This window comes from Streptomyces sp. Je 1-79, assembly GCF_025195125.1.
GTDB lineage: Bacteria > Actinomycetota > Actinomycetes > Streptomycetales > Streptomycetaceae > Streptomyces.
Genome location: NZ_JAMGSL010000005.1, coordinates 404,457 through 430,257, shown reverse-complemented (window position 1 = coordinate 430,257; position 25,801 = coordinate 404,457). Strand labels below are relative to the sequence as shown.

At 71.9% G+C, this 25,801-nt stretch carries 27 protein-coding genes; 6 read left to right on the top strand and 21 right to left on the bottom strand.

What is annotated here, in order from left to right:
* The first annotated feature begins 160 nt into the window (after positions 1–160).
* On the top strand, positions 161–2,350 hold the full coding sequence (katG, locus tag M5362_RS12525) for a catalase/peroxidase HPI (protein ID WP_260227536.1): 2,190 nt from the start codon (positions 161–163) through the stop codon (positions 2,348–2,350).
* A 168-nt stretch (positions 2,351–2,518) separates the two neighbouring features.
* Positions 2,519–3,208, top strand: coding sequence for a hypothetical protein (locus M5362_RS12520; protein WP_260227535.1), 690 nt, complete (start codon positions 2,519–2,521; stop codon positions 3,206–3,208).
* Positions 3,209–3,289: 81 nt separating this feature from the next.
* On the opposite strand, the gene M5362_RS12515 is transcribed toward M5362_RS12520, so the two are convergent.
* The gene (locus M5362_RS12515) at positions 3,290–3,862 is read right to left on the bottom strand and encodes a dihydrofolate reductase family protein (RefSeq protein ID WP_260227534.1); all 573 of its coding nucleotides are present in this window, start codon (positions 3,860–3,862) and stop codon (positions 3,290–3,292) included.
* A gap of 185 nt (positions 3,863–4,047) precedes the next feature.
* Positions 4,048–4,611 carry a hypothetical protein gene (locus M5362_RS12510; protein ID WP_260227533.1) on the bottom strand — a complete coding sequence of 188 codons (564 nt, stop codon included), beginning with the start codon at positions 4,609–4,611 and terminating at the stop codon, positions 4,048–4,050.
* A 420-nt stretch (positions 4,612–5,031) separates the two neighbouring features.
* Between M5362_RS12510 and M5362_RS12505 the strand changes: the two genes are divergently transcribed.
* Positions 5,032–5,283, top strand: a complete 252-nt coding sequence (locus tag M5362_RS12505) for a DUF6400 family protein (protein WP_260227532.1) — start codon at positions 5,032–5,034, stop codon at positions 5,281–5,283.
* Positions 5,267–5,500, top strand: a complete 234-nt coding sequence (locus M5362_RS12500; protein ID WP_260227531.1) for a hypothetical protein — start codon at positions 5,267–5,269, stop codon at positions 5,498–5,500. Before M5362_RS12505 ends, M5362_RS12500 begins: the two co-directional genes overlap by 17 nt.
* A 3-nt stretch (positions 5,501–5,503) precedes the next feature.
* Here M5362_RS12500 and hypE read toward each other — a convergent pair whose 3' ends face one another.
* From hypE to M5362_RS12425, 15 genes are all read right to left on the bottom strand, one after another.
* Positions 5,504–6,544 (bottom strand): hydrogenase expression/formation protein HypE, encoded by a 1,041-nt coding sequence (hypE, locus tag M5362_RS12495; protein ID WP_260227642.1) that lies wholly within the window; start codon positions 6,542–6,544, stop codon positions 5,504–5,506.
* A 37-nt stretch (positions 6,545–6,581) separates the two neighbouring features.
* Positions 6,582–7,754 carry a hydrogenase formation protein HypD gene (hypD, locus tag M5362_RS12490; RefSeq protein ID WP_260227530.1) on the bottom strand — a complete coding sequence of 391 codons (1,173 nt, stop codon included), beginning with the start codon at positions 7,752–7,754 and terminating at the stop codon, positions 6,582–6,584.
* Positions 7,751–8,068: a HypC/HybG/HupF family hydrogenase formation chaperone gene (locus M5362_RS12485; protein ID WP_260227529.1), complete on the bottom strand. Its 318-nt coding sequence runs from the start codon at positions 8,066–8,068 to the stop codon at positions 7,751–7,753. The genes hypD and M5362_RS12485 overlap by 4 nt, the downstream gene beginning before the upstream one ends.
* 10 nt (positions 8,069–8,078) lie before the next feature.
* Complete coding sequence (gene hypF, locus M5362_RS12480) at positions 8,079–10,526, bottom strand: carbamoyltransferase HypF (RefSeq protein WP_260227528.1); 2,448 nt, start codon at positions 10,524–10,526, stop codon at positions 8,079–8,081.
* Positions 10,523–11,218 carry a hydrogenase nickel incorporation protein HypB gene (gene hypB, locus M5362_RS12475; protein WP_260227527.1) on the bottom strand — a complete coding sequence of 232 codons (696 nt, stop codon included), beginning with the start codon at positions 11,216–11,218 and terminating at the stop codon, positions 10,523–10,525. Before hypB ends, hypF begins: the two co-directional genes overlap by 4 nt.
* A 2-nt stretch (positions 11,219–11,220) precedes the next feature.
* Complete coding sequence (locus M5362_RS12470; protein ID WP_260227526.1) at positions 11,221–11,616, bottom strand: hydrogenase maturation nickel metallochaperone HypA; 396 nt, start codon at positions 11,614–11,616, stop codon at positions 11,221–11,223.
* Between the two features lie 242 nt (positions 11,617–11,858).
* Positions 11,859–11,999, bottom strand: coding sequence for a hypothetical protein (locus M5362_RS12465; RefSeq protein ID WP_260227525.1), 141 nt, complete (start codon positions 11,997–11,999; stop codon positions 11,859–11,861).
* Positions 11,996–12,526: a hydrogenase maturation protease gene (locus M5362_RS12460; RefSeq protein ID WP_260227524.1), complete on the bottom strand. Its 531-nt coding sequence runs from the start codon at positions 12,524–12,526 to the stop codon at positions 11,996–11,998. The genes M5362_RS12465 and M5362_RS12460 overlap by 4 nt, the downstream gene beginning before the upstream one ends.
* A complete protein-coding gene (locus M5362_RS12455) occupies positions 12,523–13,920 on the bottom strand; it encodes a hypothetical protein (RefSeq protein ID WP_260227523.1) in 1,398 nt (465 codons plus the stop codon). The genes M5362_RS12460 and M5362_RS12455 overlap by 4 nt, the downstream gene beginning before the upstream one ends.
* Positions 13,917–14,555 (bottom strand): DUF6084 family protein, encoded by a 639-nt coding sequence (locus tag M5362_RS12450; RefSeq protein WP_260227522.1) that lies wholly within the window; start codon positions 14,553–14,555, stop codon positions 13,917–13,919. Before M5362_RS12450 ends, M5362_RS12455 begins: the two co-directional genes overlap by 4 nt.
* The gene (locus M5362_RS12445; protein ID WP_260227521.1) at positions 14,552–15,187 is read right to left on the bottom strand and encodes a DUF5947 family protein; all 636 of its coding nucleotides are present in this window, start codon (positions 15,185–15,187) and stop codon (positions 14,552–14,554) included. Before M5362_RS12445 ends, M5362_RS12450 begins: the two co-directional genes overlap by 4 nt.
* Before the next feature lie 20 nt (positions 15,188–15,207).
* Entirely contained in the window at positions 15,208–15,765 is a 558-nt protein-coding gene (locus tag M5362_RS12440; protein ID WP_260227520.1) for a hypothetical protein, read from the bottom strand.
* Positions 15,762–17,546 (bottom strand): nickel-dependent hydrogenase large subunit, encoded by a 1,785-nt coding sequence (locus M5362_RS12435; protein WP_260227519.1) that lies wholly within the window; start codon positions 17,544–17,546, stop codon positions 15,762–15,764. Before M5362_RS12435 ends, M5362_RS12440 begins: the two co-directional genes overlap by 4 nt.
* A gap of 91 nt (positions 17,547–17,637) precedes the next feature.
* Positions 17,638–18,720, bottom strand: a complete 1,083-nt coding sequence (locus tag M5362_RS12430; RefSeq protein WP_260227518.1) for a hydrogenase expression protein HypE — start codon at positions 18,718–18,720, stop codon at positions 17,638–17,640.
* A gap of 56 nt (positions 18,721–18,776) precedes the next feature.
* Positions 18,777–20,522, bottom strand: coding sequence for a hydrogenase maturation protein (locus M5362_RS12425; RefSeq protein ID WP_260227517.1), 1,746 nt, complete (start codon positions 20,520–20,522; stop codon positions 18,777–18,779).
* Between the two features lie 275 nt (positions 20,523–20,797).
* Here M5362_RS12425 and M5362_RS12420 point away from each other — a divergent pair, with 275 nt between their 5' ends.
* Together M5362_RS12420 and M5362_RS12415 are read left to right on the top strand one after the other, a co-directional pair.
* Positions 20,798–21,982, top strand: coding sequence for a zinc-dependent alcohol dehydrogenase (locus tag M5362_RS12420; protein ID WP_260227516.1), 1,185 nt, complete (start codon positions 20,798–20,800; stop codon positions 21,980–21,982).
* 24 nt (positions 21,983–22,006) lie between these two features.
* The gene (locus M5362_RS12415; RefSeq protein ID WP_260227515.1) at positions 22,007–22,900 is read left to right on the top strand and encodes an oxygenase MpaB family protein; all 894 of its coding nucleotides are present in this window, start codon (positions 22,007–22,009) and stop codon (positions 22,898–22,900) included.
* 99 nt (positions 22,901–22,999) lie between these two features.
* Here M5362_RS12415 and M5362_RS12410 read toward each other — a convergent pair whose 3' ends face one another.
* From M5362_RS12410 to M5362_RS12395, 4 genes are all read right to left on the bottom strand, one after another.
* A complete protein-coding gene (locus tag M5362_RS12410; protein ID WP_260227514.1) occupies positions 23,000–23,932 on the bottom strand; it encodes an NAD-dependent protein deacetylase in 933 nt (310 codons plus the stop codon).
* 73 nt (positions 23,933–24,005) lie between these two features.
* Positions 24,006–24,305 (bottom strand): hypothetical protein, encoded by a 300-nt coding sequence (locus M5362_RS12405; RefSeq protein ID WP_260227513.1) that lies wholly within the window; start codon positions 24,303–24,305, stop codon positions 24,006–24,008.
* A 161-nt stretch (positions 24,306–24,466) separates the two neighbouring features.
* The gene (locus tag M5362_RS12400) at positions 24,467–25,021 is read right to left on the bottom strand and encodes a type 1 glutamine amidotransferase domain-containing protein (RefSeq protein ID WP_260227512.1); all 555 of its coding nucleotides are present in this window, start codon (positions 25,019–25,021) and stop codon (positions 24,467–24,469) included.
* Positions 25,022–25,181: 160 nt separating this feature from the next.
* Complete coding sequence (locus M5362_RS12395) at positions 25,182–25,682, bottom strand: hemerythrin domain-containing protein (RefSeq protein WP_260227511.1); 501 nt, start codon at positions 25,680–25,682, stop codon at positions 25,182–25,184.
* Between the last annotated feature and the right edge of the window lie 119 nt (positions 25,683–25,801).

Here is a 25,801-nt window from a genome sequence, read left to right as displayed (position 1 = left end):
TGCACGCAGTTCGTGAAGTCGGCTTTCCTCGCGATGAAGGCGGCCTTTCTCGCGCGCCTTACGCGGGGATGCTCTGCGTGTTCCCGTGCGGTGCGGTCCCAGTTACGCGACCATACGGACGCCACCCGTAGGAAACACCGCTACAGGAAGAAGGACGGACGTGTCCGGCAGCGAAAGCGAGAACCCGGTAATCCCCGCCCCCACCCCGGCGCCGGAACGGCCCAGGACGAATCTCGACTGGTGGCCGAATCAGCTGGACCTCCAGGTCCTCCACCAGCACTCCGCCCAGGCGAATCCCATGGACGAGGACTTCGACTACGCGGAGGAGTTCGCGAACCTCGACGTCGAGGCGCTGAAGCGTGACGTCTTCGAGGTGATGACGGCGTCGCAGGACTGGTGGCCCGCGGACTACGGCCACTACGGCCCGCTCTTCATCCGGATGAGCTGGCACGCGGCCGGGACGTACCGCATCGAGGACGGCAGGGGCGGCGGCGGCTCCGGCGCTCAGCGTTTCGCCCCGCTCAACAGCTGGCCGGACAACGCGAGCCTCGACAAGGCACGCCGTCTCCTCTGGCCGGTGAAGCGGAAATACGGCCGGAAGATCTCCTGGGCCGATCTTCTGGTCTTCGCCGGCAACTGCGCCATGGAATCGATGGGGTTCAAGACCTTCGGATTCGGTTTCGGGCGGGAGGACATCTGGGAGCCCGAGGAGATCTTCTGGGGGCCCGAGGACACCTGGCTCGGAGACGAGCGCTACAGCGGCGACAGGGAGCTCTCCGGACCGTTCGGCGCCGTGCAGATGGGACTCATCTACGTCAATCCGGAGGGGCCCAACGGAAATCCGGATCCTATCGCCGCCGCCCGGGACATTCGCGAGACGTTCGCGCGCATGGCGATGAACGACGAGGAGACGGCCGCGCTCATCATCGGCGGCCACACGTTCGGCAAGTGCCACGGCGCGGTCGACCCCTCGTACATCGGTCCGGAGCCCGAGGCCGCCCCCCTCGAACAGCAGGGCATCGGCTGGCGGAACACGCACGGCACCGGCTGCGGCGCCGACTCGCTCACCAGCGGGCTCGAAGGCGCGTGGACCACCGAGCCCACGAAGTGGGACAACGGGTATCTGGACAACCTCTTCGCGTACGACTGGGAGCTGACCACGAGCCCGGCGGGTGCGAAGCAGTGGACGCCCAAGGATCCCTCGGCGCAGGGCACGGTGCCCGACGCCCACGATCCGTCGAAGCGGCACGCCCCCATGATGCTGACGACGGACCTCTCGCTGAAGCTGGACCCGGTCTACGCCCCGATCGCGAAGCGCTTCCACGAGAACCCGGACCAGCTCGCGGACGCGTTCGCCAAGGCGTGGTACAAGCTGCTGCACCGCGACATGGGGCCCGTCTCGCGGTACCTCGGCCCGTGGATCCCCGAACCCCAGCTGTGGCAGGACCCTGTTCCCGCGGTCGACCACGAGCTGGTCGCCGACGCGGACGTCGCGGACCTCAAGAGCAGGATCCTCGCCTCGGGCCTCTCCGTCCCCCAGCTGGTCACCACCGCCTGGGCGTCGGCGTCGAGCTTCCGCGGGACCGACAAGCGCGGCGGAGCCAACGGGGCGCGGATCCGGCTCGCGCCGCAGAAGGACTGGGAGGTCAACGACCAGCCCGAGGTGGCCGAGGCCGTAAGGACCCTGGAGCAGATCCGGCAGGACTTCAACGGCGCGCAGTCCGGCGGGAAGAGGATCTCGCTCGCCGACCTGATCGTGCTGGGAGGCTGTGCGGCCGTCGAGCAGGCCGCGAAGAACGCCGGCCACGCCGTCACGGTCCCGTTCGCACCGGGGCGCACGGACGCCTCGCAGGAGCAGACGGACGTGGAGTCGTTCGCCGTGCTCGAACCCAGGGCCGACGGCTTCCGCAACTACCTGCGGGCCGGCGAGAAGCTGTCCCCGGAGACGCTGCTCCTTGACCGCGCCAATCTGCTGACGCTGACCGCTCCGGAGATGACGGTGCTGACCGGCGGCATGCGGGCGCTGAACACCGGCTTCCAGCAGTCCCCGCACGGGGTGTTCACCGACCGGCCGGAGGCGCTGACCACCGACTTCTTCGTCAACCTGCTCGACATGGGCACGGAGTGGAAGGCATCGACGACGAAGGAGAACGTCTTCGAGGGCCGCGACCGCGCCACGGGCGAGACCAGGTGGACGGCGACCGCCGTCGACCTGGTCTTCGGCTCGCACTCCCAACTGCGGGCGCTGGCCGAGGTCTACGCGGCGGAGGACGCGGGAGAGAAGTTCGTACGCGACTTCGTGGCGGCGTGGGACAAGGTGATGAACCTCGACCGGTTCGACCTCGCCTGACCCCGGTGAACCCCGACGTCCCGGCCGGCCGCTCGGCGGCGGACCGGGACGTCGTCGGTGTGGGAGCCCCGGTCGTCGTGCAGACGCTGCTGGCCCTCTGGCCCGACCTCAGGCCACTCCTGCGTAGGGTGGGCGCGAGGTCCACCGGCGCAGACAAGGGGGAACGCCATGGACGAGACACGCACGGCCGCACGGATGAAGAGTTCCTGGGAGGGCATCCCGCGCGGGCCCCGACGGACGCGGAACACGCTGTTCTGGGCCGCGCTCGTCCCGGTCGCGGCCACGGTGGGCGGGTTCCTCTCCCAGTACCCGTACGGAATGTTGTACGTCGGCGTCCTCGTCGTGCTCGCCGCGGCCGGCCTCGGGGCGGGCGTGGCGGGGTCGAACTGGAACCGTGCGGGCGCCGCGATCATCGTGGGCTTCGGGACCCTCGCGCTGGGGGTGTTCGCGGGGTCCAACCTGTACGAGTCGTACGCGAAGCTGCTCGGCGAGCGGGTCGACGCCGTGGTGGTCGACGCCGGTGAACGCACCAACTCCAAGGGCGACGTACGCCACGTCTGTCACGTGGTCGACAGTGCGGGCGAGAGCGCCGAGCTCGGAGACATCCAGAACTGCCACGGCGACTTCGCCGAGGGCCGACGGGTCGTTCTCTTCAAGGACCCGCTCGGTGGCCTGGAACCCTGGATCGAGGCGACCGACGACCGCTCCCTGGACCCCGTCGGCCTGGGGATCACCGGCGGCGCCTTCGTGCTCGTCGGCGGCACGATGTTCAGTGCGGGCATGCGCCGCCGGTCGCAGCAGGACCGTCTGGAGGAGCACCGCCGCAAGCACGGCCCGCCGTGGCGCTCGCGGCCGTAGTCCGGTGCACGGCCGGTGCCGGTTCCGACAGAACGTCGGGAGCCCTTGCCCGGCGCTTGCGGCGCCGGGCGGGAGGCCTCGTCAGCGGACGACGTCGAACACGTTCTTCTGCAGGCCGTTGGCGTAGGCCTCGTGCTCGACCAGCTTCAGCTTCTGGGCGTCCTTGTCCGTGGCGCTGAACAGCCGCTTGCCCGCGCCGAGCAGGAGCGGGAAGACGAGAAGGTGGTAGCGGTCGATCAGGCCGGCGTCCGACAGGGCCTGGTTCAGGGACGCGCTGCCGTGGACGATGATCGGGCCGCCCTCGGTCTTCTTCAGCGCGGCGACCTCGTCGAGCGAGCGCAGGATCGTGGTCTCGCCCCAGTTCGACACCAGGGCGTCCTCGGTGAGCGTGGTGGAGACGACGTACTTCGGCATCACCTTGTAGCCGGCGAAGTCCTCGATGTCGGGCCACACGGGGCTGAACGACTCGTAGCTGGTCCGGCCCAGCATCAGCGCGCTCGCCTCCTCCTGCTCCCGGCCCTTGATCTCGTACGCCTCGGGGAGGAACTCGATGTCCTTGAACGTCCATCCGGAGTTCCGGTAGCCGGGCTCGCCGCCCGGGGCCTCCACGACGCCGTCGAGCGAGATGAAAGCGGTGCTGATCAGGGTACGCATCGTGGGTTCCTCGGTGTCTCGTCGGCTTCTTCGCTGATGCGGTCGGCACGCGCCCGCCACCTGCACGGCGCGACGCCCACCCACCATGATCTATGACCGCGGATCACCGGGAAACTCATCGGTGGTCTCCAGGACGAGGCCGTCCGCCCCGTCACCGCGCGGCGGCTCGGCGCCGGAACCTCCCGTCAGCCGCGCAGGGCGACGTGGAAGGACGAGGCCCACAGGACGAGCGCCGCGCCCAGGCCCACCACCGTACGGATCGTCTCCGCCGTGGTTCCGGCCGCCAGGACGGCGAGCCCCACGAGCGCGACCGCCGTCAGGAAGATCGCGGTCCACGTGTACTGCCCCTGGTCGAAGAGACGGGCCAGCGGGAAGAAGTGCAGCCCCACGACGAGGCAGATGCCGACCGGGATGAATTCGGGGTGGCCCGACGCGTTCGACGCCGCGATCACCACGAAGATCGCCACCAGCTCGGCCAGGTTGACCAGGCCGACCCCCTTGTTCCACCTCTCCGGCAGCGAGACGAGACGCGTCACGGGACGCGCGGTACCGCGGAAGGCCACCACCACCGCGCCGGCCGTCACGGCGGCCGCGAGGACGCCGACGGCGACCGACACCGGTACGGCCGCTATGCCCGAGCCGGCCGCGAAGGCCCACACCAGGGCGAAGACGGCGAGCACGATCGCGCCTCGGCGACGCAGATTCCGCGTAAGGGCGAGGCACTCCGCGTCGGTGGTTTCCGTAGTCATGGCGCGGACACTACAACGATGATCCAACCGGTACCGGGGATTCGGACAAGAGGGCTCCGGGGGCCAACGGCTCAGCGGGCGGGGGCAGTTCAGGGGTGGGGCACCCCACGGCCGTCCCACAGCCCGGTCCACCCTCTGAGACCCGCCGCGACGGCGGGGACGCCCTGCCGGGTGTGACCGGTTTTGCGTGAGATGCGCCACAGTGGCCGGAAGCATGGCGGGCCCCTACGAGCGGCTTTCGGCGGCCTGCACCCTCCCCATGGCGCGATCCGTGGCGGTATCGGCCGATTCTCGTGCCCCCGCCGCCACACGCCGACGAACCCAGGAGGTGATGTCCGCCCTTCCGCACCCGGCGCCGCCTCTGGTACACGTGGCGGAACCCGTTCGCATTCCGCCGAAAGCACCATCGAAAGCGCTCCCATGAACCAGGGCACCGATCCCGACCACGTCACCTTCACCATCGACCTCACCATCGAGGAGGCCCGCCGGCGGGCCGAGGTCGTGGCGGCCCTGGGGCCCGACTGGGACCCGGTGGCCGTCCTGCGGGAGGAGCAGGCCGCGCACGACCTGCTGTACTCGGGCCTGGACGAGGAGCAGAAGCGGATCCACACGATGCTGGTGGCGGCGGGTGTGCTGCCGGGACAGGAGCCGGGCCGTGCGGCTTCCCATTGACCCCCACGCCGACCGGGCCCGCCGCGCCTGGGTCGCCTGCCCGGGCTGCGACGACGCCCGGGACTGCGCGACCTGCGCGGAGCGGCGCAACTGCTCGGAGCACTGGCGCTACCTGATAGCCAACAAGGGGCCCAAGGTCCATCTGCAGTGCCCGAACTGCACCCACACATGGACCCTCGACACCGCCCGCGACCGCCGCCGCGGCGCCCGGGGCTGACGCTCAGCAGATCCGCGGCAGCTGCTCACCGAGCGGCATGTCCACCACGCGCGTACCACCGAGGCCGGTACGCGCGACCACCATGCCCGGATGCGCCTCGACGGCCTCGCCGATCACGGCCGCCCCCGCGCCCAGCGGGTGCGCCCGCATCGCGGCGAGCACGGCATCGGCCTGCGCACGCGGGACGAAGGCCACCAGCTTCCCCTCGTTCGCCACGTACATCGGGTCGAGACCGAGCACCGCGCAGGCGTTGGCCACGGGGGCGGGGACGGGAACGTCCCGCTCCTGGAGGACGATGCCGGTGCCCGAGGCGGCCGCGATCTCGTTGAGCGAGGCGGCGAGGCCCCCGCGCGTGGGGTCACGCAGCACGTGCAGGTCCGGCGTGACCGCGAGCATCGCCTCGACCAGGCCGCCGAGCGCCGCGCAGTCGCTCTCGATCTCGACCCCGAACTCCAGACCCTCGCGGACGCTCATGATCGCCACGCCGTGGACGCCGACGGGCCCGCTGACGATCACCACGTCGCCGGGTACGACGCGCTGCGGCCGGAGGTCGACACCGGGCGGGATCAGACCGATGCCGGAGGTGTTGATGTAGACACCGTCGCCGTGGCCGGCCTCCACCACCTTGGTGTCGCCGGTGGCCACCTGCACGCCCGCGGCGCGGGCCGCCGCGCCGAGCGCGTTCGCCACGCGGGACACGACGCCGGTCTCGACCCCCTCCTCCAGGATGAAGCCGCAGGAGAGGTAGGCGGCGCGGGCCCCGCTCATGGCGAGGTCGTTCACCGTGCCGTTGACGGCCAGGTCGCCGATGCTGCCCCCGGGGAAGAAGAGGGGGCGCACGACGAAGGAGTCGGTGGAGAAGGCCAGCCGGGCGCCGCCGAGTTCGACGGTCGCGGCGTCGGTGGTGACCGAGAGCGCGGGGCCGCCGAAGGCGGGGGCGAAGATGTGCTCGACCAGTTCGGCGGAGAGGGCACCGCCCCCGCCGTGCCCCATCACCACACGCGGCTGGTCGCGCAGCGGGGCGGGGCACGTCCAGCCGAGCATGTCGGGTGCCTGCGCCCCAGGGGTGTCGCGCGTGAGCTCAGACAACGGAACTGCCCTCCAGGGTCGCGGACTTCGCCGCCGGAGACGACGCCGACGCGGACGACTTCCGCGACGGGGTGCCGAGGTCGAGCCGCCGGTAGAGGTAGTACGCGGCGCACGCCCCCTCGCTGGAGACCATCGTGGCGCCCAGCGGGGAACGAGGCGTGCACGTCGTACCGAAGGCCTCGCACTCGTGCGGCTTCAGCAGCCCCTGCAGGACCTCGCCGCTGCGGCACTCGGCCGGTTCACGGGTGTCGATGCCCTCGACGGAGAACCGGTATTCGGCATCGTGCTCGCGGTACCGCTCCGAGAGCCGCCAGCCGCTGGCCGGGATGACACCGATCCCGCGCCACGCACGGTCGGTGACCTCGAAGACGTCGTCCAGCATCGCCCGGGCGGCGGGATTGCCCTCGGGCAGGACCGCGCGCGGATAGGCGTTCTCGACGGTGTGCTCCCCGCGCTCCAGTTGGAGCACCGTCCGCCGTACGCCTTCGAGGATGTCCAGCGGCTCGAAGCCGGTGACGACGATCGGCACCCGGTGGCGTTCGGCGAGTTCGGGATACTCCGCCGTACCCATCACGCTGCACACGTGCCCCGCGGCCAGGAAACCCTGGACGCGGCAGTCGGGGGAGTTCATGATCGCCTCGATCGCCGGGGGAACCCGGACGTGGGAGACGAGCAGGCTGAAGTTGCGGATGCCGAGCTTGCGCGCCTGATGGACCGTCATCGCGTTGGGCGGGGCCGTCGTCTCGAACCCGATCCCGAAGAAGACCACTTCGCGGTCCGGGTTCTGCTCGGCGATCCGCAGCGCGTCGAGCGGCGAGTAGACGACCCTGACGTCACCGCCCTGCCCGCGGACCTGGAACAGGTCGCGGCCCGTGCCGGGAACGCGGAGCATGTCCCCGAACGAGCAGAAGATCACGCCGGGACGGGACGCGATCTCCAGCGCCTTGTCGATCACCTCCAGCGGCGTCACGCAGACCGGGCAGCCCGGGCCGTGGATCAACTCGACCTCGGGCGGCAGTAGTTGGTCGATGCCGTGCCGGATGATGGTGTGGGTCTGGCCGCCGCAGACCTCCATCAGGGCCCAGGGCCGGGTCACCGTCGCACGGATCTCGTCGAGCAGCCGCCGGGCCAGCTCAGGGTCCTGGAACTCGTCGATGTACTTCACCGCGTCACCTCTCCGGCGAGGCCGTCCTGCGCCGGCCGCTCGTCGCCCGTCGCTTCGGCGGCCTCCCACGGGTCGCCGAACTCCTCCTGGAGCATGCCGAGGGTCTCGAACAGCTCCAGCGTCTTCCTGGCCGACTCCTCGTCCAGTCGCTGCAGGGCGAAACCGACATGGACGATGGCGTACTCACCGGGCTTCAGGTCCGGCAGGTACTCCAGGCACACCTCCTTGACCACGCCGCCGAAGTCGACCGTGGCCATCCGGGTGCCGTCCCGGTCCTCGACGTCCAGCACTTTTCCGGGTACCGCCAGGCACATGGGTGTCTCCTCACTGTCGCTCTCGTCGTGGCGTGCCGGGGGCCGACCCGTCCGTGACCCGGGCGGCGACGACGAGCTGGCCGAGGGCCAGACCGCCGTCGTTCGGCGGGATCCGGCGGTGGCGCAGCACGGTGAAGCCGTCCTCCCGCAGTCCTTCGGCGCAGGCCGAGGAGAGCACCGTGTTGGCGAACACTCCCCCGGTCAGCGCGACGGTCTCCAGGCCGGTCTCGCCGCGGGCGGCGGCGCAGACCGTACGCACCAGACGCGCCACGGCACGGTGGAACCGCGCCGCGACGACGGCCGCGGGAGTCCCGTCGAGCACGTCGGCGGCCACCGCCGCCAGCAGGGGTGCGGGATCGGCGGTGAGCGGGGTACCGGCCCGCGGCGCGCCGAGCCGGAACGCGTAGCGCGGGTCCTCCGTCACGCCGGGCGCGCCCAGGGCCGCGGCCTCCAGCTCGATCGCGGCCTGCGCCTCGTATCCCGCGTGGTGGCAGATCCCCGCGAGGGAGGAGACGGCATCGAAGAGGCGCCCCATGCTGGACGTGGGCACGCAGTTCAGCTCGCGCGCCAACTGCCGTTCCAGTACGGCACGTTCCCCGGGATCACAGGCCCGCGTGCAGGGCAGTGCGGGGTCGGCGGCGATGCCCGCGGCCCACAGGTGGGCCAGTGCCATGCGGTAGGGCCGTCGTACGGCCGCGTCACCGCCCGGCAGGGGTACGTAGGCCAGGTGCGCAAACCGTCGGAACCCGGCGTAGTCCGCGAGAAGGAACTCACCGCCCCACACGGCGCCGTCGAGTCCGTAGCCGGTGCCGTCGAAGGCCACGCCGATCACGGGACGTGTGCCGTCGAGGCCGTTCTCGGCCATCGCCGCCGCGACGTGCGCGTGGTGGTGCTGTACGGGGACGACCGGCCGCCCCGCGGCATGTTCCCGGGCCCAGCGGGTGGACCGGTAGGCGGGGTGGCGGTCCGCGGCGAGCAGACCGGGCCGTACGCCCGTGACGGACTCCAGCTGCCGCTCGGCGGAGGCGAGGGCGAGCTGGGTGGCGAGGTCGTCCATGTCGCCGATGTGGGCGGAGAGCCATGCCTGATGTCCGTCGCCGAGGCAGAAGGTGTTCTTGAGGTCTCCACCGACGGCGAGGGAGGGGGCGACCTCGACGGGAAGCGCGACCGGCAGCGGCGCATAGCCCCGGGAGCGGCGCAGCGTCAGCTGCTCGCCGTCGCAGACGCGGACGACGGAGTCGTCGCAGGGGACATGGATGGGTCGGTCGTGCAGCAGCCAGGCGTCCGCCAGACCGGCGAGCCTGGTCAGTGCCTCCGCGTCGTCCGTGACGATGGGTTCGCCCGCGAGGTTGCCGCTGGTCATCACCAGCAGCCGGGGCCCTTCCCGGCCCGCCGCGCCGAGGCCGAGAAGGAGATGGTGCACGGGGGTGTACGGGAGCATAAAGCCGAGGTCCGGGCTGCCGGGAGCCACCGCCCGCGCCGGGGCCGCCCCGTGGCGCGGCCGTGCGGCGTCGCGGCGGCGCAGCAGGACGACGGGCCGGACGCCGCCGGTGAGGAGTTCACGTTCGAGCGGGCCGAGGTGCGCGAGGGGCTCGATGTCGGCGAGGTCCGCGGCCATCATCGCGAACGGTTTGTCACCGCGCGCCTTGCGGCGGCGCAGTTCGGCCACCGCGTCGGGGTTCGTCGCGTCGCAGGCCAGGTGGTAGCCCCCCAGGCCCTTGACGGCGAGGATCGCGCCGGCCGCGAGCATCCGACGTGCGGCGGCGACCGGTTCGGTGCCGGAGCCGGTGCCGGAGTCGAGTTCGGGGGCCGGATCGGTGACGGAGGAGGGGGCCGGGCCGTCCGGGACGGTGACCAGCCGCAGCCGGGGGCCGCAGCGGGGACAGGCGACGGGCTGTGCGTGGAAACGCCGGTCGGCCGGGTCCGCGTACTCCCGGGCGCAGTCCGGACACATCGGAAAGCCGGCCATGGTGGTGTGGACCCGGTCGTAGGGCAGACCGGTGACGATCGTGAACCGCGGGCCGCAGTGGGTGCACGTGATGAAGGGGTGCAGATACCGCCGGTCGGCCGGGTCCGCGAGTTCCGCGAGGCAGTCGTCGCAGGTGGCGGTGTCCGGCGGGACGAGGGTGCGGACGGCGCCGCCCTGACGGGAGGGCACGATCGTGAACCCGCTGCCGCCGCTCGCGGTCACCTCGGCCGTCTCGACGGACTCCACCCGGGCCAGGGGCGGGGCGTCGGGTGCGAGGCGGGCGCAGAAGGCGGCGACGTCCGCGGGGTCTCCCTCGACCTCCGCGACGACGCCGTCCGCCGTGTTGGTGACGTGGCCGGACAGGCGCAGCCCGGTGGCGAGGGCGTAGACGAAGGGCCGGAATCCCACCCCCTGCACGACACCGCGGACGACCACACGGCTGCGCCGCGGGGCCGTGACGGGTGCGGGTCCGGGCCGCGCCGTGGTCACGCGCCGGCCTGGGCCATCACCGGGGTGTGGACGCGGTTGCCCTCGGCCGCCGCGAGGGCCCGGTCGAGCAGAGCGCCGGCGCCCCTGCCGTCACGTACCGAACTGAGGACGACCTCGACACCGGGGTTGACCTGCTGCACGTTGGCGCGGAAGGCCGCCTCGTCGAACTCCGCCGCCTCGGCCATGTCGGTCTTGGTGACGATCACCAGCTGGGCGAGGCCGAACGCGGTCGGGTACTTGAGCGGCTTGTCCTCCCCCTCGGTCACCGAGGCGAGCACGACACGGAGGGACTCGCCCAGGTCGTAGCCGGCGGGGCAGACGAGGTTGCCGACGTTCTCGACGAAGAGCAGCCGGGTGGACTCGGGCAGCCAGTCGTGCAGGTGCCGGGCGACCATGTCGGCCTCCAGATGGCACAGGCCGTCGGTGAGCACCTGCTTCACGGGGACGCCCGCGCGGGCCAGGCGGCGGGCGTCGTTCTCGGTGGCCAGATCGGCGGTGAGCGCGGCGACGCTGACGTCCCGTTCGCCGGCGAGGCGCAGTTCGCGCTCCAGCAGGGCGGTCTTCCCGCTTCCGGGGCTGGAGAGCAGGTTGACCACGGTGGTGCCGCGGGCGGTCAGTTCGGTGCGCAGGATCTGTGCCGCGGCCTCGTTCTTGGCGAGGACGGCACGCTGGAGATCGACTGCTCGGCACATGCTCAGCTCTCCTCGGTGATCGGTTGGCGTTGTCGTTCGCTCGCCGCTTCGGGGTCGGCCCAGCGGACCTCACGGATCTGGAGTTCGCGGCCGGAGACGAGTTCGTCGGCCGCGGCGCCGCAGCCGGGGCAGAGCAGCCGCGGCGGCATGCCGACCGCCCAGACCTCGGCGCACGGTGCGCAGCGCGCGGTGCCCGGGACGGTACGGGTGATCAGCTCGGCGCCCTCGACGACGGTTCCGGCGCAGGCGAGTTCGAAGCAGAAGGCGAGAGCGTCGGCGACGACGCCGGCGAGCTCGCCCACGTCCAGCTCGATGCTGCTGACGCCGACGGCCCCGCGGGACTCCGCCGCGGCCTCGACCTGGTCGACGACGGCGACCGCGAGGGACATCTCGTGCATCGGTCTCCGTCCTGGGGCGCGGGGGTGGGTCTCGGGCGCCATTAGAGGACGGGCGGCGGCGGGGCTCCGACCGGCGCGCCGGGATCACCGGGCGGTGTCGTCCGTTCGGTGCAGTCGCCGCCGGGCCGGGCGGGGGTACGTCACGGCCCGGAGCGTGGCGCGCCCCGGGCCTGGCCGGGGTACGTCACGGCCCGGAGCGTGTCGCCGAGCGTCACGCCCCGGGCCGCGTCACCGAGGCGCGTTCACATCCTGCTGATGCGCAGATAGCGCCGGAGGTCGGGGAGGACCCCCACGACGAGGGCCACGACGGCCAGGGCGGCGGTGGCGGCGGCTGCGGCGCCGAAGACGTTCCTGTGCATGGTGCTCTCCGTTTCGGTCTTCATACGACGGCTTCCTGGCGGACCAGTTCGGTCACCATGCGCACCGCCTCGGGCACGGCGGCGGCGACCTGCGGGCTGAGCCCGATGCCCTCGTCGAGGCATGCCGGTTCGCAGCCGACGACGAGGATGCGCCGTGGGGGTGCGGCCCCGGTTCCCGCGCACAGCGTGTCGAGCAGGGCGAGGACGGCGTCGGGCGTCATCCGGTGGCCGTCGAGCGGCGCGGGCTCCGTGCCGGAGGTCCGCTCTTCGGCCTTCGAGGCGTCGATCAGGTAGAGCGTCCCCGGTTCGCCGCCCCGGGCGGTGACGTCGACGAGGACGAGGGTGTCCCAGCCGTCGAGGAGCTCGTAGGCGAGGTGGACGCCGCGGACTCCGACGTCGGCCAGCTCGACGGAGGAGGGGAGTTCCTCCCGGGTGAGCCGACGCAGGGTCTCCACACCGAAGCCGTCGTCGCCGAGGAAGATGTTGCCCACCCCGGCCACGAGGGTGCGGCCGGTGCCGGGCGCCGGGGCGTCGGGCGCGGGGCCGTTCACAGATCCTCCAGGGCTTCGACCTCGTCGGGCTGGAAGTAGAGGAACCGGCCCTGTTCGCGGCGGATGTCGGCGCCCGGGTCGTCCTCCACGGTCACCGCGATGTGCACCCCGCCGTCGACGTCGTGCAGGACCGCCTCGACCAGGGCGCTGCGCCCGTCGAGGAACAGGTCCTGGGCGTCCGTGCGGCGCAGCCGTGGGCGCAGGACGACCCTGTTGCCCGCGCGGACCGCGCGTCCGTCGACGAGGACGTGGTCGCTGCCCGGATCGACGCCGGTGTCGCCGCCCGGGTCCCACCAGGGGGTCTCCGGTTCGAGGATGCTGCCGGCCGGCTTCTTCGGCCCGGTGACGCTCTGGAGGCTGCGTACCGCTCCGTGCAGACGCTCGAGGACCTCGGGCGGCATGGTGTCCGCCAGCTCGATCACCGCCGCCGCACGGGCGTCGGTCCCTCTGGCCTCGCGCTTCTCCTCGTCGGTGAGGGCCGCGGTGCGCAGGGCGAGGATCTCGTCGATCTCGGTCGCGTCGTAGAGGGCTCCGGGGCTCTCGGGCGCGATGGCCGGATGGTCCTCCAGGATGATCGGCGAGGAGAGCACCAGGTCGTCGCGTCCGGGTTCGCCGGCCAGGACGGGCCAGGTGTGCAGGTTGCGGCAGGCGGCGACGGCGCCCTTGGCCCATTCCGGCGGGTCGGTCATGGACAGGAAGGAACCGCCGTCGAGGCGGAGCAGCGTGTGCGTGGCGACGAGGGAGTGCGGCAGCGCCGCGTGACGGTCGGTGTCCCGCTCGGCGGTCCAGGCGCTGGTGTTCTCCACCGTGACCGTGAGGCGCTCGACGCGGTACGGGCCGTCGAGTTCGGCCGCCGAGATCCGCAGCGTGCCGCTGGTCTCCTCGCGCCGGCGCACCAGCCGGCCGAGGACGCGTCCGTCGGCGTCCTTGACCTCCTCCACCTCCTCGGCGGCGGGGCGGGTGAAGGGCAGGGCGGTGCCGTCGCCCCGCAGTTCGGCGACGGGGACGACGAGGGTGACCCGCTCCTCGACGCCCTCGTCCCAGGCCACCAGGACCCGGTCGGCCAGGCGGAGTTCGCCGGTCGGCGCGAAGGTCCCGTCCTCGCGGAGTTCCTCGACGGTACGCCGCTGGGCGCGCAGGAAGCGGACCTCCACGGCGAGTTCGGCGCCGGTCCTCGGCTCCATCAGGCACTCGGTGTGCTGGAAGTCGTGCTCCTCGGCGGCGGCGCTCCAGGACGGCGGCGCCAGGACCCCGAACTGCCAGCGGAGCCGGTTCTTCGCGGCGGACGCGCGGTACGGGTAGAGGACGTACCCCTCGAAGAGGACGGCGTCGGCGACGTGCCGGGCGACGGCGAACCGCGCCTCGGTGCCGGGTGTGAACGCGGCGGTGGTCATCGTGTCCTCTCCCCCGCCGCTTCGAGCAGGGACTCGACGGTGGCCTGCCAGGACGGGAGGGCCCGGCGCGAGCGGTAGGCGAGCAGGGCGTCCATCGCGTCGCCCGGGAGCCGGATCCATCCGCAGCCGGGGAAGTGCTGGTCGATCATCTCCCGCCAGACCTTCACGGGCATCCGGTGGACGACCTCTTTGTCCCAGGGAACGGGCTCGACGTGGAAGCCGCCGGCGCCGGTGAACGCGGTGCCGGAGAAGAGCAGGAGCAGCGGGACGTCGCCGTCGGAGAGCGCCCGGAAGTAGCGGGACGCGGCGATGTCGGTGTCGTAGGTGCACGGCACGACGAGGTCGGTCTCGATCTCGCCGGTGAAGCCGGGCACCATGACGGAGGCCTGGGCGAACTGGACCGGGTTGAGGCTGCTGCCCCACCGGGAGCGTTCGCCGAAGAGGTCGCCCAGGGCGGCGGCTTCGTGGTCGTCGTAGCCGCGCCGGGCTGGTTCGATACGGATCTGGCAGCGCAGCGCCATGGCGTGGACCCGGGTGCCGCCGGTGGCGGTGATCCGCAGCCGGAACACGAGCGTGGGACCGGCAGCGTAGGCGTCGGCGCGGACGTCGGTGCAGCTGAAGGAGAACTCGGTCACGGCCGGCTCCCCTGCGGCTCGCGGGCCAGGTCGCGTACATGGCTGAAGAGGGCGTCGAGGTCGGCCCGCGCCTCGGCGCCGCCGTCGAAGCCCTGCCAGAGCAGTCGCATGCGGCCCACCAGTTCGTAACAGAGGTCGATCGGCACGAGGAAGCACTCGGTGCGGCCCTCGTGGCGGCGCAGCAGCAGGGCTTCCACGTCGGGATCGAGGTGGGCGGCGAGCACCGTGGCGTCGAGGACGGACTGCCAGGCCTCGTCCTCCAGTTCGCTCTCGGTGGCACCGGCGGGGCTCGGGTAGAGCGCCACCGGCCGGTCGAGGGCGGAGTTGCGGAAGAAGAACGCGACCGAGACCGGGATCCTCAGCGACTCCCACGCCCGGTCGTCGATCCGGTGGCCCGGGTCGCTCAGGTAGCGGCCGGGGACCGCGCGGAAGCGGCCCGGGGAGGCGGCGGAGCGGTCCATGAGCTGCGCGCACGGGCCGCAGGCGCAGACCAGGGCCCGCTTGTCCGTGTCGACGAGATGCGGGTGACGCTCCTCGGCCGCCAGCGGGGCGCCGCACAGTTCGCACCGTTCCTCGCGGGGCGGACGGGGCGTGGTGAACCGGCGCAGGCCCGTGGGCCGCTGGGGCCGCACGGCGCCCTTCGGCGGCCCGTTCACAAGGCGGCCGACGAACGGCCGTCCGCGCCCGCGAGCGACGGACGGGTACTGATCTGGAGCAGCGCCGGCTCTCGCGCGGCGCCGGTCTCCAGCTCCACGCCGGTGACCTCGGGCGCGTAGCACGCGAGGGCGTCCACGGCCGCCTGCCGGACGGATTCCTGGGTGCCGCCGCAGCCGCAGCCGGACGAGCCGGTGACCCGCAGGCGCAGCACGCCCGTCTCCGTGTCGAATCCGGCGTTCTCCACGGGCTGCGACAGGGCCGCCAGGGCGCGGTCGATACGGGTCGGCACGTCCTCGGGGTGCAGTCCGTGCAGGTTCAGCAGGCTCGCGACGAGTTCGTCCGCGAGCAGCGGGCCGAGCGGGTCGGCGGGCGGACGGGCGGCGGGGCGCCCGAGGAGGTCGACGACGCGGGCGATGCCGCTGCCGTAGAACTCCATGAGGACCCTTACGACCTCCTCCGCCGCCGCGCAGGCCTCGGCGTCGCCGTTCTCCGCCAGCCGGTCCAGGACCTCCTCGACCCGCCGGCCCGCCTCTTCGGCGGTGGTCGCGCTCATCCGGCCAGACCGCTCAGACCGGTGGGCACGTGCATCTGCTTCACGGTCCTGCCGTTGCCCGTGTACATGTGGACACCGCATGGCAGGCAGGGGTCGAAGCTGCGCACGGCGCGCATGATGTCGATGCCCTTGAAGTTCTCGGGGGTGTTCTCCTCGAAGATCGGGGTGTTCTGCACGGCGTCCTCGTACGGGCCCGGGGTCCCGAACGTGTCGCGCGTGGAGGCGTTCCACGGCGTCGGCGGATAGGGGTGGTAGTTGGCGATCTTGCCGTCCCTGATCACCATGTGGTGCGAGAGGACGCCCCGGACGGCCTCGGTGAAACCGACACCGATGGACTCGTCCGGCACCTCGAACTTCTCCCACGTCTGCGTGCGTCCGGCGCGGACCTCCTCCAGGCCCTTCTCCGCGCAGTGCAGCGCGACGGCGGCCGCGTACGCCTGGAAGTAGGTCCGGGCGCGGTTGCGCTCCAGGGCGTTGCTCCACTGCGGGATCTTCCACTCGAAGGTGGTCTCCGGCTTGGTCATCGTGCGGGGCAGGTTGATGACGACGCTGTGCCCGGTGGCCTTCACGTAGCCGATGTCGACGAGGCCGGAGAGCGCGGTGGACCACAGGCGCGCGATGGGGCCGCCGCCGGTGTCCAGGGCCAGGTGGTCCTTGCCGTCGAACCACCGCGGGGACATGACCCAGCTGTACTTGTCGTCGAAGTTCCGCTTCTGCGGGGCCGGGATGGTGTGCTGGTTCCACGGGTGTCGCGGGTCGACCGGGTTGCCCAGCGGGTCGTGGGTGACGAACTGTTCCTGCCCCTGCCAGTCCTCGTAGTACGAGCTGCCGAGCAGGATGCGGATGCCGAGGTTGATCTCGGTGAGGTCGTTGGTCACCAGTTTGCCGTCGACGACGACACCGGGGGTGACGAACATCCGCCGGCCCCAGTCGGTCATGTTGGCGTAGGTGAAGTCGCAGTACTCGGGGTCGTTGAGCGCGCCCCAGCAGCCGAGGAGCACGCGGCGGCGGCCGACCTCCTCGTAGCCGGGCAGCGCCTCGTAGAAGAAGTCGAAGAGGTCGTCGTGGAGCGGGACGACACGCTTCATGAACTCCACGTAGCGCATGAGGCGGCTCATGTAGTCGGTGAACAGCTGCACCGACGCGATCGTGCCGACACCGCCGGGGTAGAGCGTGGAGGGGTGGACGTGGCGCCCCTCCATCAGACAGAACATCTCCCGGGTGTAGCGGCTGACCTGGAGCGCCTCGCGGTAGAACTCGCCCTCGAGCGGGTTGAGGGAGCGCATGATGTCGGCGATCGTGCGGTAGCCGTGCTCGGCGGCGTGCGGTGCCTCGGTGCGCTCGGCGAGTTCCAGGACCCCGGGGTTGGTCTCGCGGACCATCTTCTCGCAGTAGTCGACCCCGACCAGGTTCTCCTGGAAGATGTTGTGGTCGAACATGTACTCCGCGGACTCGCCGAGGTTGATGATCCACTCGCCGAGGTGCGGGGGCTTCACTCCGTACGCCATGTTCTGCGCGTACACGGAGCAGGTGGCGTGGTTGTCGCCGCAGATGCCGCAGATGCGGCTGGTGATGAAGTGCGCGTCGCGGGGGTCCTTGCCCCGCATGAAGACGCTGTAGCCGCGGAAGACGGAGGACGTGCTGTAGCACTCCGCGACGCGCTTCTGCTTGAAATCGATCTTGGTGTGGATGCCGAGGCTGCCCACGATCCGGGTGATCGGATCCCAGGCCATCTCCACCAGTCCGGAGCCGTCACCCGTCGTCTTCGTCCGAGGTGCCATGGTCTTTGCGGTGCCCTTCGTCAGCTCTTCGACTTCTCGAACAGTGGGATGGATGGGGGGTCTTGCGGGGGCCGGCGCGGTGACGTCACGGTCACCAGGGCGGCCGGTAGCCGGTGGTGATGCGCTCACCGGTGTGCCGCCACTTCGGCTCCTTGTCCACGGTCTTGGCCGTGATCGTCCGCAGGCGGCGGATGACGGAGCCGTACACGCCGCTGGCGGTGCTGGAGACCTTGCCGCCGGGAGGTTCGTCCATGAACGGCATGAACTTGTCCGGGAATCCGGGCATCGTGCACGCGATGCAGATGCCGCCGACGTTCGGACAGCCGCCGATGCCGTTCATCCAGCCGCGCTTGGGGACGTTGCACTTGACGACCGGCCCCCAGCAGCCCAGCTTGACCAGGCACTTGGGCGAGTCGTACGTCGAGGCGAACTGGCCCTGCTCGTAGTAGCCGGCCCGGTCGCAGCCCTCGTGGACGGTCGCCCCGAACAGCCAGGTCGGACGGAGCTTGTCGTCCAGCGGGATCATCGGAGCGGAGCCGGCCGCCTGGTAGAGCAGGTAGGTCAGCGTCTCCGCGAAGTTGTCCGGCTGGATGGGGCAGCCGGGCACGCACACGATGGGGATGCCGGCATGGGACTTCCAGTCCCAGCCCAGGTAGTCCGGGAGCCCCATCGCGCCGGTCGGGTTCCCCGCCATGGCGTGGATGCCGCCGTACGTCGCGCAGGTGCCGATCGCGACCACCGCGAGCGCCTTGGGAGCCAGCCGGTCGATCCACTCGCTCGTGGTGATGGGCTGACCGGTCTCCGGGTTGTCGCCGAAGCCGCACCAGTAGCCCTCCTGCTTGATCGCCTCGTTCGGGATCGATCCCTCGACGACCAGCACGAACGGGTCGATCTCGCCCCGTTCTCCCTTGAAGAACCACTCGATGAACGTGTCGGCGCCGCCCACCGGGCCGCACTCGAAGTCGATCAGTGGCCAGTGGACCGCGATCCTGGGCAGCCCGGGGAGCCCTGCGAGGGCGATCTCCTCGATGCTGGGCTGCATGGCGGCGGTCAGGGCCACCGAGTCGCCGTCACAGCTCAGACCCGCGTTGATCCAGAGAATGTGGATCGGCTTCTCTTCGCTGCCGGGTGCGGCACCCTGGTCCTCGACCGGGGCCGGTGTTACTGCGCTCATGAGTCGCCTCCTGAGGAGGGATGGGGCAAAGGCCTCATTTCGGGCCTAGGTCTTGCTTAACAGTCGGCCGATACGGCCGCTCCCGCACCTGGGCCGTCCGGGGAGGGCCCGCTCGGGGCCTCTTTCCGGACGAAGGCACGGCGCAGCGCGTGGTAGCTCGCGGTGGGATCGTCGAAGATCCGCCGCATCCGGGAGAGCTCCTGCTCGCGGTGGGCCGCAAGGGGAGCGACGGACTCCCGCCGCTCGTGCTCCGCCTTCTTCGCCGCGATCCGCGACTGGACGCCCTCACGGGATGCCAGGTGGAGGGCCAACCGGGTGATCTCGGCGGCAAACTCCCCGGGTCCGCAGTCGACGACCCGGTCGACCAGACCCATGTCGAGCGAGGCGGCGGCGGACACCGGCCGGGCCTCTTCGGTGAGCCGCGCGGCCAGGGCCGCGCCCACCTTCCCGGGCAGGGTGCGGGTCCAGTACTCCGATCCGTACAGGCCCATGCGCCGGTAGTGCGGATTGAGCACCGAACCCGAGCGGCACCAGACCTCGTCGGCGGCGAGGGCGAGCATCACCCCGCCGGCGGCGGCGTTGCCGCCGATCGCGCTGACGACGAGCCGGTCGGTCGTGGTGAGGACCGCCTCGACCAGGTCGTTCATGGCGTTGATGTTGGCCCAGGACTCGGCGGCCGGGTCGGCGGCGGCCTCGATGACGTTGAGATGGATCCCGTTGGAGAAGAAGTCGCGCTGTCCGCCGAGCACGAGCACGGAGGTGGGGCGCGTCAGGGCGCTCTGGTAGGCGTCCAGCAGGCGGCGGCACTGGTCGGTGCTCATCGCCCCGCCGGGAAACGCGAAGGACAGGACGCCGACCGGCCCCTGCTCGCGATACCGGATGTCGGACCAGGTCCGCGGGCTTGGTACGGGCTGCTCGGGCTCTGCGTGCCGTACGAACTGTGCGTGGTGACCGGGCTCGACAGGCGCCGGTAGTTCGGGGAGTTCCGGCAACCGGCCCGCGAGGGCCAGGGTGGCGGGGAGTTTGCAGGCACGCGGCCTGCCGGGGCCGGTGCGGGCGCGGAGCTCGGGGATCCACACCGCGCCGTCCACCGTGGCGCGGCAGACGGCGCCCGCCCGGGTGGCCAGCAGTTCACCGGGCCGGCCGCGCAGACCGTCCTCCGCGTGACCGCCGTGCAGGAACCACTCGGCGCCGAGCAGCCGGTCCCGTACACCGGGCTGCGAGTCGGCGGCCCTCAGGACCCGCAGAACGGTCTCGGTGGTGTCCTCACCCCACGAGATCCGGCGCTCCTCCTGGCGGAGGGCGGGACGGGCGCGGATCTCGCCGCTCTGCGGACACGGTGTCGCGCCTGCGGCGACCCGCTCGACGGCGAGGAGCACAGCCGCCACGGCGGCGTCGGACAGCTCGTTGCGGTACAGATCGCTCTTGCCGACCGCCGGGACGCGGAAGGAGGCGGACGCCCAGACGTCGCCCGCGTCCATCTCCTCGTCGGCCTGGAGGACGGTGACACCCCACTCGTCGACCCCTTCGTGGAGCGCGTGGTCCAGCGAGGACGGACCCCGGTCGCCCACGGGACCCGGGTGCACGATGAGGCAGCGGTGCGCCGTCCACACGTCCCGGGGCACGACGGCCTTCAGCATGGGGGCGACGACCAGGTCGGGCGCGTGGCGCGCCACGGCCTCGCGCACGGCCGGTCCGTCGGGGGTGACCTCCACGGGAACGGTGTGGCCACGGTCGCGCAGCTCGACCAGAACGCGCTGGGTGAGGCTGTTGAAGCTGCTGGCGACGAGCAGGATGCGCATGGCGGCCCTTCCGGGTTGCTGCGGACGGTGCGGCCCTGGGAACCGCGGTCCACCGACCGCCTGCGATCATCGGGCACCGCGGGCCGGGGAGGAGGGCGACGGAGCCCGCACCTCACCCGTTCGAAGGCGTGCGTCCGACCGATTGGCGGGCGGATCGCGGCGCGCGGGGCCTGGGACAGACGCGGGGGCCGAGCGCCTGGGGGTGGTGTGGGCGAGCGGGTGCGCGGAACGGATGGGGGTAGGCGCACAGGTCCAGAACCGTTCAGGGAGGCGCCATGAAAGCCGTCACGTGGCAGGGCCGCCGCGACGTGCGGGTGGAGACCGTTCCCGACCCGCAGATCGTCCGGCCCACCGATGCCGTGATCGAAGTGACCACGACCGGGCTGTGCGGGTCCGACCTGCACCTGTACGAGGTGCTGGGGCCGTTCCTCGACCCCGGGGACGTCCTGGGGCACGAGCCCATGGGGGTGGTCGCCGAGACCGGGCCCGAGGTGAAGACGCTGAAGACGGGCGACAGGGTCGTCGTGCCGTTCAACGTGTCATGCGGGACCTGCTTCATGTGCCGGCAGGGCCTGCACTCCCAGTGCGAGACCACCCAGGTCCGTGAGCACGGCACCGGCGCGAGTCTGTTCGGCTACACCAAGCTCTACGGGCAGGTCCCCGGCGGACAGGCCCAGTACCTCCGGGTGCCGTTCGCCGACACGCTGCCCATCCCCGTCCCGGAAGGGCCGCCGGACGACAGGTTCGTCTATCTGTCGGACGTCCTGCCCACGGCCTGGCAGGCCGTCGCCTACGCCGATGTTCCGCCCGGCGGGAGCGTCGCCGTCCTCGGCCTGGGGCCCATCGGCGACATGTGCACCCGTATCGCCGCCCACCGGGGCGCCGGCACGGTCATCGGCGTCGACCTGGTCCCCGAGCGCCTCGCCCGGGCGGCCGCGCACGGGGTGGAGGTCTTCGACGTGCTCCAGTACGGCGATGCGCTCGCCGACGCCGTGCGGGACGCGACCGGGGGCCGGGGACCGGATGCCGTGATCGACGCGGTCGGCATGGAGGCCCACGGCGGTGCGGCGGTCAAGGCCGTCCAGACCGCGACCGGGATCCTCCCGAACCCCCTGGCCGCGGCGCTGATGAAGAAGGCCGGCGTCGACCGGCTGGGGGCGCTGCACCTGGCCATCGACATCGTCCGGCGCGGCGGCACGATCTCCATCTCCGGCGTGTACGGCGGAGCGGCGGACCCCCTGCCGCTGCTGACCATGTTCGACAAGCAGATCCAGCTCCGCATGGGACAGGCCAACGTACGGCGCTGGGTCGACGACCTCATGCCGCTCCTCACCGACGGTGACCCCCTGGGCGTGGAGGGGTTCGCCACCCACCACCTTCCCCTCGACAGGGCCCCGGAGGCGTACGCGTCCTTCCAGAAGAAGGAGGACAGCATGGTCAAGGTCCTCTTCCGACCCTGACGGCGACGGCGGGATACTGGATCTGTGCTCTGGCCACCGCCGCGTGCCGGCAAGTTGCGGGAGCGAGCCGGTGAGTCGCTGCTGTACCGGGTCGCGGGCCCCGAGGCGCACCAGAAGCGTGCCCGGATCCACGGGACGCCCGGTCCGCGCTGGTTCGGCCCCGACCGTCCGGTGCGGCTCGTCCACGCGGACGCGTCGATGTACGTCGGTGGCCTCGCCGCCCTGCTGCTCCAGTCGCTGCACCCGCTGGCCATGGCGGCGGTCGCGGCGCACTCCGGATTCCAGGGGGACCCCTGGGGCCGGCTTCAGCGGACCAGCACGTTCCTGGCCGTCACCACGTTCGGTACGGCTGAGGACGCGGGGCGGGCGGTGGCCCGGGTGAGGGGGGTGCACGCGCGGATCCACGGCAGGACGCGGGCCGGGGAGCCGTACCGCGCCTCGGATCCGCATCTGCTGACGTGGGTGCACATCGCCGAGACGGAGTGCTTCCTGAAGGCCTACCAACGGTACGGGCGGCGCCCGCTGGACCCGGCCGGAGAGGACGGGTACGTGGCCGACATGGCCCAGGTCGCCCGGTACCTGGGCGCCGAGAGCCCGCCCGAGACCCACGCCGAGCTCAGGGCCCGGCTCGCCGGGTACCGCCCGGAGTTGCGCGCCACCCGGGAGTCCCGCGAGGCGGCGCGATACCTGATCTCCCACCCGCCACTGCCGGCCCCGGCCCGGCTTCCGTACGTGTTCCTGGCAGCGGCGGCGGTCGAGCTGCTGCCCCCCTGGGCGAGAGCGGCGCTGGACCCGCCCCGCACCACCCGGCTCATGCTCCCGCTGGCCCGCCCGGGAGGCCGCGCGATCACCGCCGCCGTCCGCTGGGCGACGTCCTCCCTCCCACCACCCCAGCCGGCCCGCCGGGAGGAGAGGTAGCGGCGCGTGTGTGAGGCCCCCGGTCTCAGGGCGCGCTGCCCGGTCGTCGTCGCTTCAGCTCCGGGGACTGTCCGTGTGGGCGTCGCTGACGCGTTCGCGTCACGCAGCGCCCGGTGCGCCGGCGTCGCGGGAGGGGGCAGGGGCGGCCGGCTCGACGCGCACGGACAGCCGGTCGGCGACCGTAGTGAGGGCCGTGCCGAGTGGGAGCGCGATCCGCGTGACGGCCAACCTGTCGCCGCGGGTCGGGTCCCGGTTGACGATCAGGACGGGGGTGCCCTCCTGGGCAGCCTGGCGGACGAACCGGAGTCCGGACATCACGGTCAACGAGGAGCCGAGGACGAGCATCGAAGCGGCCCCCCGGACGAGCGAGCGGCAGTGCTCGACCCGCTGCGGCGGAACGGCCTCGCCGAAGAACACCACGTCCGGCTTGAGAACGCCGCCGCAGACCGTGCACGGCAGGACGCGGAAGTCGCCGACCTGGTGATCGGTGAGGTCGGCGTCACCGTCCGGGTTGATGCCGGCCGCCACGGGCGCGAAGCCGGGGTTGGCCTCCTCCAGCCGCCGCGCGAGTTCGCGCCGCGCGCTGAAGGTGCCGCAGGACAGGCAGACCACCCGGTCGAGGCTCCCGTGCAGCTCCACCACACCCTCGCTGCCCGCGGCCTGGTGCAGACCGTCGACGTTCTGTGTGATCACGCCCGAGAGCAGCCCCCGCCGCGCGAACGCGGCCACCGCCCGGTGCCCCGCGTTCGGCCCGGCGCGGCCGAAGGTGCGCCAGCCGAGGTGGCTGCGTGCCCAGTACCGCCGTCGCGCCTGCGCGCTGCCGGTGAAGTCCTGGTACGTCATCGGAGTGTGCCGGCTGAGGCTGCCGCCCTCGCCGCGGTAGTCCGGGATGCCCGACTCCGTGGAGAGGCCCGCGCCGCTCAGCACCAGAACGCCACCGGCGGCCAGCGCGGCGGCGACCGGCCCCAGTTCCGTCGTGGCCGGGGGCAGGTCCTCCGCGGGGTGCCAGCTCAGAGTCGGGCGCATGCGCATGCCGCCAGGGTACGGAAGACGTGTGCCCTCGGGCGCGCCGATCCGTCGCGAGGATCCGGGCGCCGGGCGCCGCTCACCCCCGCCGGCGCCACGGCAGGCGGGGGCCGTGCCCGAGGAGGTGAGAGACGGCCAGGACCCCGGCGACCCACACGGCCACCCCGGCCGTGGACAAGGCGTCCAGGCCGCCGACACTGCCCGCCACCAGCAGCGCGAGCGCGCAGAACAGGACGACGGCGACGAAGACCGCCGCCGCGGGCGAGGGAGCGGTACGCCGCTCGGGCGGGCGCCGGGACGCGTCGGTGGCGCTCCTCAGGCCTGCTGCCAGCTGGTCCCAGGCCGCTGTCTCCCGAGCCGTGAGCTCTCCCTGTGCCATGACCCACCCCCACGGTGCGTGAAGCGGACGGACGTGCCCGGCGCCCGAGTACCCCCGCCCGCCTCCCCTATGCACGGCGGCGTCGGCCTGCCTCCGCCGCTCCTCAGGCAATGCCGAGTCAGCCGTGCTGAGTCAGCCGTGGTGAGTCAGGCCGTGCTGAGTCAGGCCGTGCTGAGTGCCGTGACGATCGCCTTCGAGAAGGCGGGCAGATCACCCGGATTCCGGGAGGTGATCAACGGAAAGCCACCCGAGGTGTCGACCACGACCTCCCGGTCCACCCAGCTGCCGCCCGCGTTCTCCAGGTCCGGCCGCAGGGACGGGTACGAGGTCAGTTCGCGCTCGCCCGCCAGGCCGGCGTCGACCAGCAGCCAGGGGCCGTGGCAGATCGCGGCCACCGGCTTCCCGGACGTGGCGAACGCCGACACGAGCCGCCGGGCACTGTCGTCCGTACGCAGGGTGTCGGCGTTCAGCGTGCCGCCCGGCACGACCACGGCGTCGAAACCCGCCTCGTCGGAGTCGGCGATGAGCTGGTCGGGCGTGACCTTTTCGCCGGGGTCCTTGTCGGACACCAGCGTCTGCACGGGCTCGCTCTGCTGCGCGGCCACGACCACTCGGGCCCCGGCGTCCCGCAGAGCCGCCACCGGCTTCTGCAGTTCGTCCTGCTCCGTGCCGTAGTTCGTCGTGAGGACGAGAACGTTCTTGCCGTCGAGGGACACGATCGCTCCTTTTCTGTCTGTGGAACCTGTCTGTAGAACGAGTGACAGAGATGCGCCTCACCTGGTCCGCCGCCACCCAAACCAGAGGAAGGTGGGCGATTCCTGCTCAACCGGATAAATCGCCCGGAAGCCCAGCCGTCGACGGCATGGACGGTGCCGGTCAGCGGCCCACGACACGACGTACGTTCTCGACACGGCCGCAGTCCGACGCGAGCAGCCTCTCCCGCTCCTTCCGGAAGGCCGCACCCAGCTCGGCCCTGCGTTCGTCCGGCACGTTCTCCCGCGCGCCGTTGAGAATCGTCCGCTCCTCCTCGTCGACATGGTGGGACACCGCCTCGACCAGGTCCTCGAGCCGCTCGTCCCACTCCTCGGAGCCGACGTCCTCGACCTCGAGCAGCGCGAGCAGGGCCTTGTTCCCCTCGTCGTGCTCCTCGCTCCCGTGCTCGACCTCGTCGTCGTCGATGTCGCGGAAACGCTTCAGAGCCGGGTAGACCTCGGCCTCCTCCGCCTCGCCGTGCGCGATGAGCAGCGCCGAGAACTCCTTCAGTGCCGTGCTCCGGTCTGCCTCGACGCTGCGCATCCGCCGGAAGAGGTCCTCCATGGCGCGGTGGTCGTCGAGGATGACCCCGACGACATCCCGGTCCTGCTTGGTCTGCGGCATGGCGCCCGCCTTCCCTTAGGAGATTCCGTCATGGGGCGGTTGCTCCGGATGACCGCACCGGAAACCCGGCCCCGCCCGGCCTCCCTGATGTCCGAATTGCGGAGCGCGGGCAGAATGGA

Excerpts from the sequence above, each read along its gene's own strand:
- M5362_RS12420 (WP_260227516.1), top strand. The coding sequence starts at position 20,798 with ATGAAAGCCGTCACGTGGCAGGGCCGCCGCGACGTGCGGGTGGAGACC.
- M5362_RS12455 (WP_260227523.1), bottom strand. The coding sequence starts at position 13,920 with ATGACCACCGCCGCGTTCACACCCGGCACCGAGGCGCGGTTCGCCGTC.
- M5362_RS12520 (WP_260227535.1), top strand. The coding sequence starts at position 2,519 with ATGGACGAGACACGCACGGCCGCACGGATGAAGAGTTCCTGGGAGGGC.
- M5362_RS12430 (WP_260227518.1), bottom strand. The coding sequence starts at position 18,720 with ATGAGCGCAGTAACACCGGCCCCGGTCGAGGACCAGGGTGCCGCACCC.
- M5362_RS12425 (WP_260227517.1), bottom strand. The coding sequence starts at position 20,522 with ATGCGCATCCTGCTCGTCGCCAGCAGCTTCAACAGCCTCACCCAGCGC.
- M5362_RS12470 (WP_260227526.1), bottom strand. The coding sequence starts at position 11,616 with ATGCACGAGATGTCCCTCGCGGTCGCCGTCGTCGACCAGGTCGAGGCC.
- M5362_RS12435 (WP_260227519.1), bottom strand. The coding sequence starts at position 17,546 with ATGGCACCTCGGACGAAGACGACGGGTGACGGCTCCGGACTGGTGGAG.
- M5362_RS12395 (WP_260227511.1), bottom strand. The coding sequence starts at position 25,682 with ATGCCGCAGACCAAGCAGGACCGGGATGTCGTCGGGGTCATCCTCGAC.
- M5362_RS12405 (WP_260227513.1), bottom strand. The coding sequence starts at position 24,305 with ATGGCACAGGGAGAGCTCACGGCTCGGGAGACAGCGGCCTGGGACCAG.
- M5362_RS12515 (WP_260227534.1), bottom strand. The coding sequence starts at position 3,862 with ATGCGTACCCTGATCAGCACCGCTTTCATCTCGCTCGACGGCGTCGTG.
- M5362_RS12465 (WP_260227525.1), bottom strand. The coding sequence starts at position 11,999 with ATGAAGACCGAAACGGAGAGCACCATGCACAGGAACGTCTTCGGCGCC.
- hypE (WP_260227642.1), bottom strand. The coding sequence starts at position 6,544 with ATGCTCGGCTGGACGTGCCCCGCCCCGCTGCGCGACCAGCCGCGTGTG.
- M5362_RS12440 (WP_260227520.1), bottom strand. The coding sequence starts at position 15,765 with ATGAGCGCGACCACCGCCGAAGAGGCGGGCCGGCGGGTCGAGGAGGTC.
- M5362_RS12485 (WP_260227529.1), bottom strand. The coding sequence starts at position 8,068 with ATGTGCCTGGCGGTACCCGGAAAAGTGCTGGACGTCGAGGACCGGGAC.
- hypB (WP_260227527.1), bottom strand. The coding sequence starts at position 11,218 with ATGTGCCGAGCAGTCGATCTCCAGCGTGCCGTCCTCGCCAAGAACGAG.
- M5362_RS12410 (WP_260227514.1), bottom strand. The coding sequence starts at position 23,932 with ATGCGCATGCGCCCGACTCTGAGCTGGCACCCCGCGGAGGACCTGCCC.
- M5362_RS12505 (WP_260227532.1), top strand. The coding sequence starts at position 5,032 with ATGAACCAGGGCACCGATCCCGACCACGTCACCTTCACCATCGACCTC.
- M5362_RS12510 (WP_260227533.1), bottom strand. The coding sequence starts at position 4,611 with ATGACTACGGAAACCACCGACGCGGAGTGCCTCGCCCTTACGCGGAAT.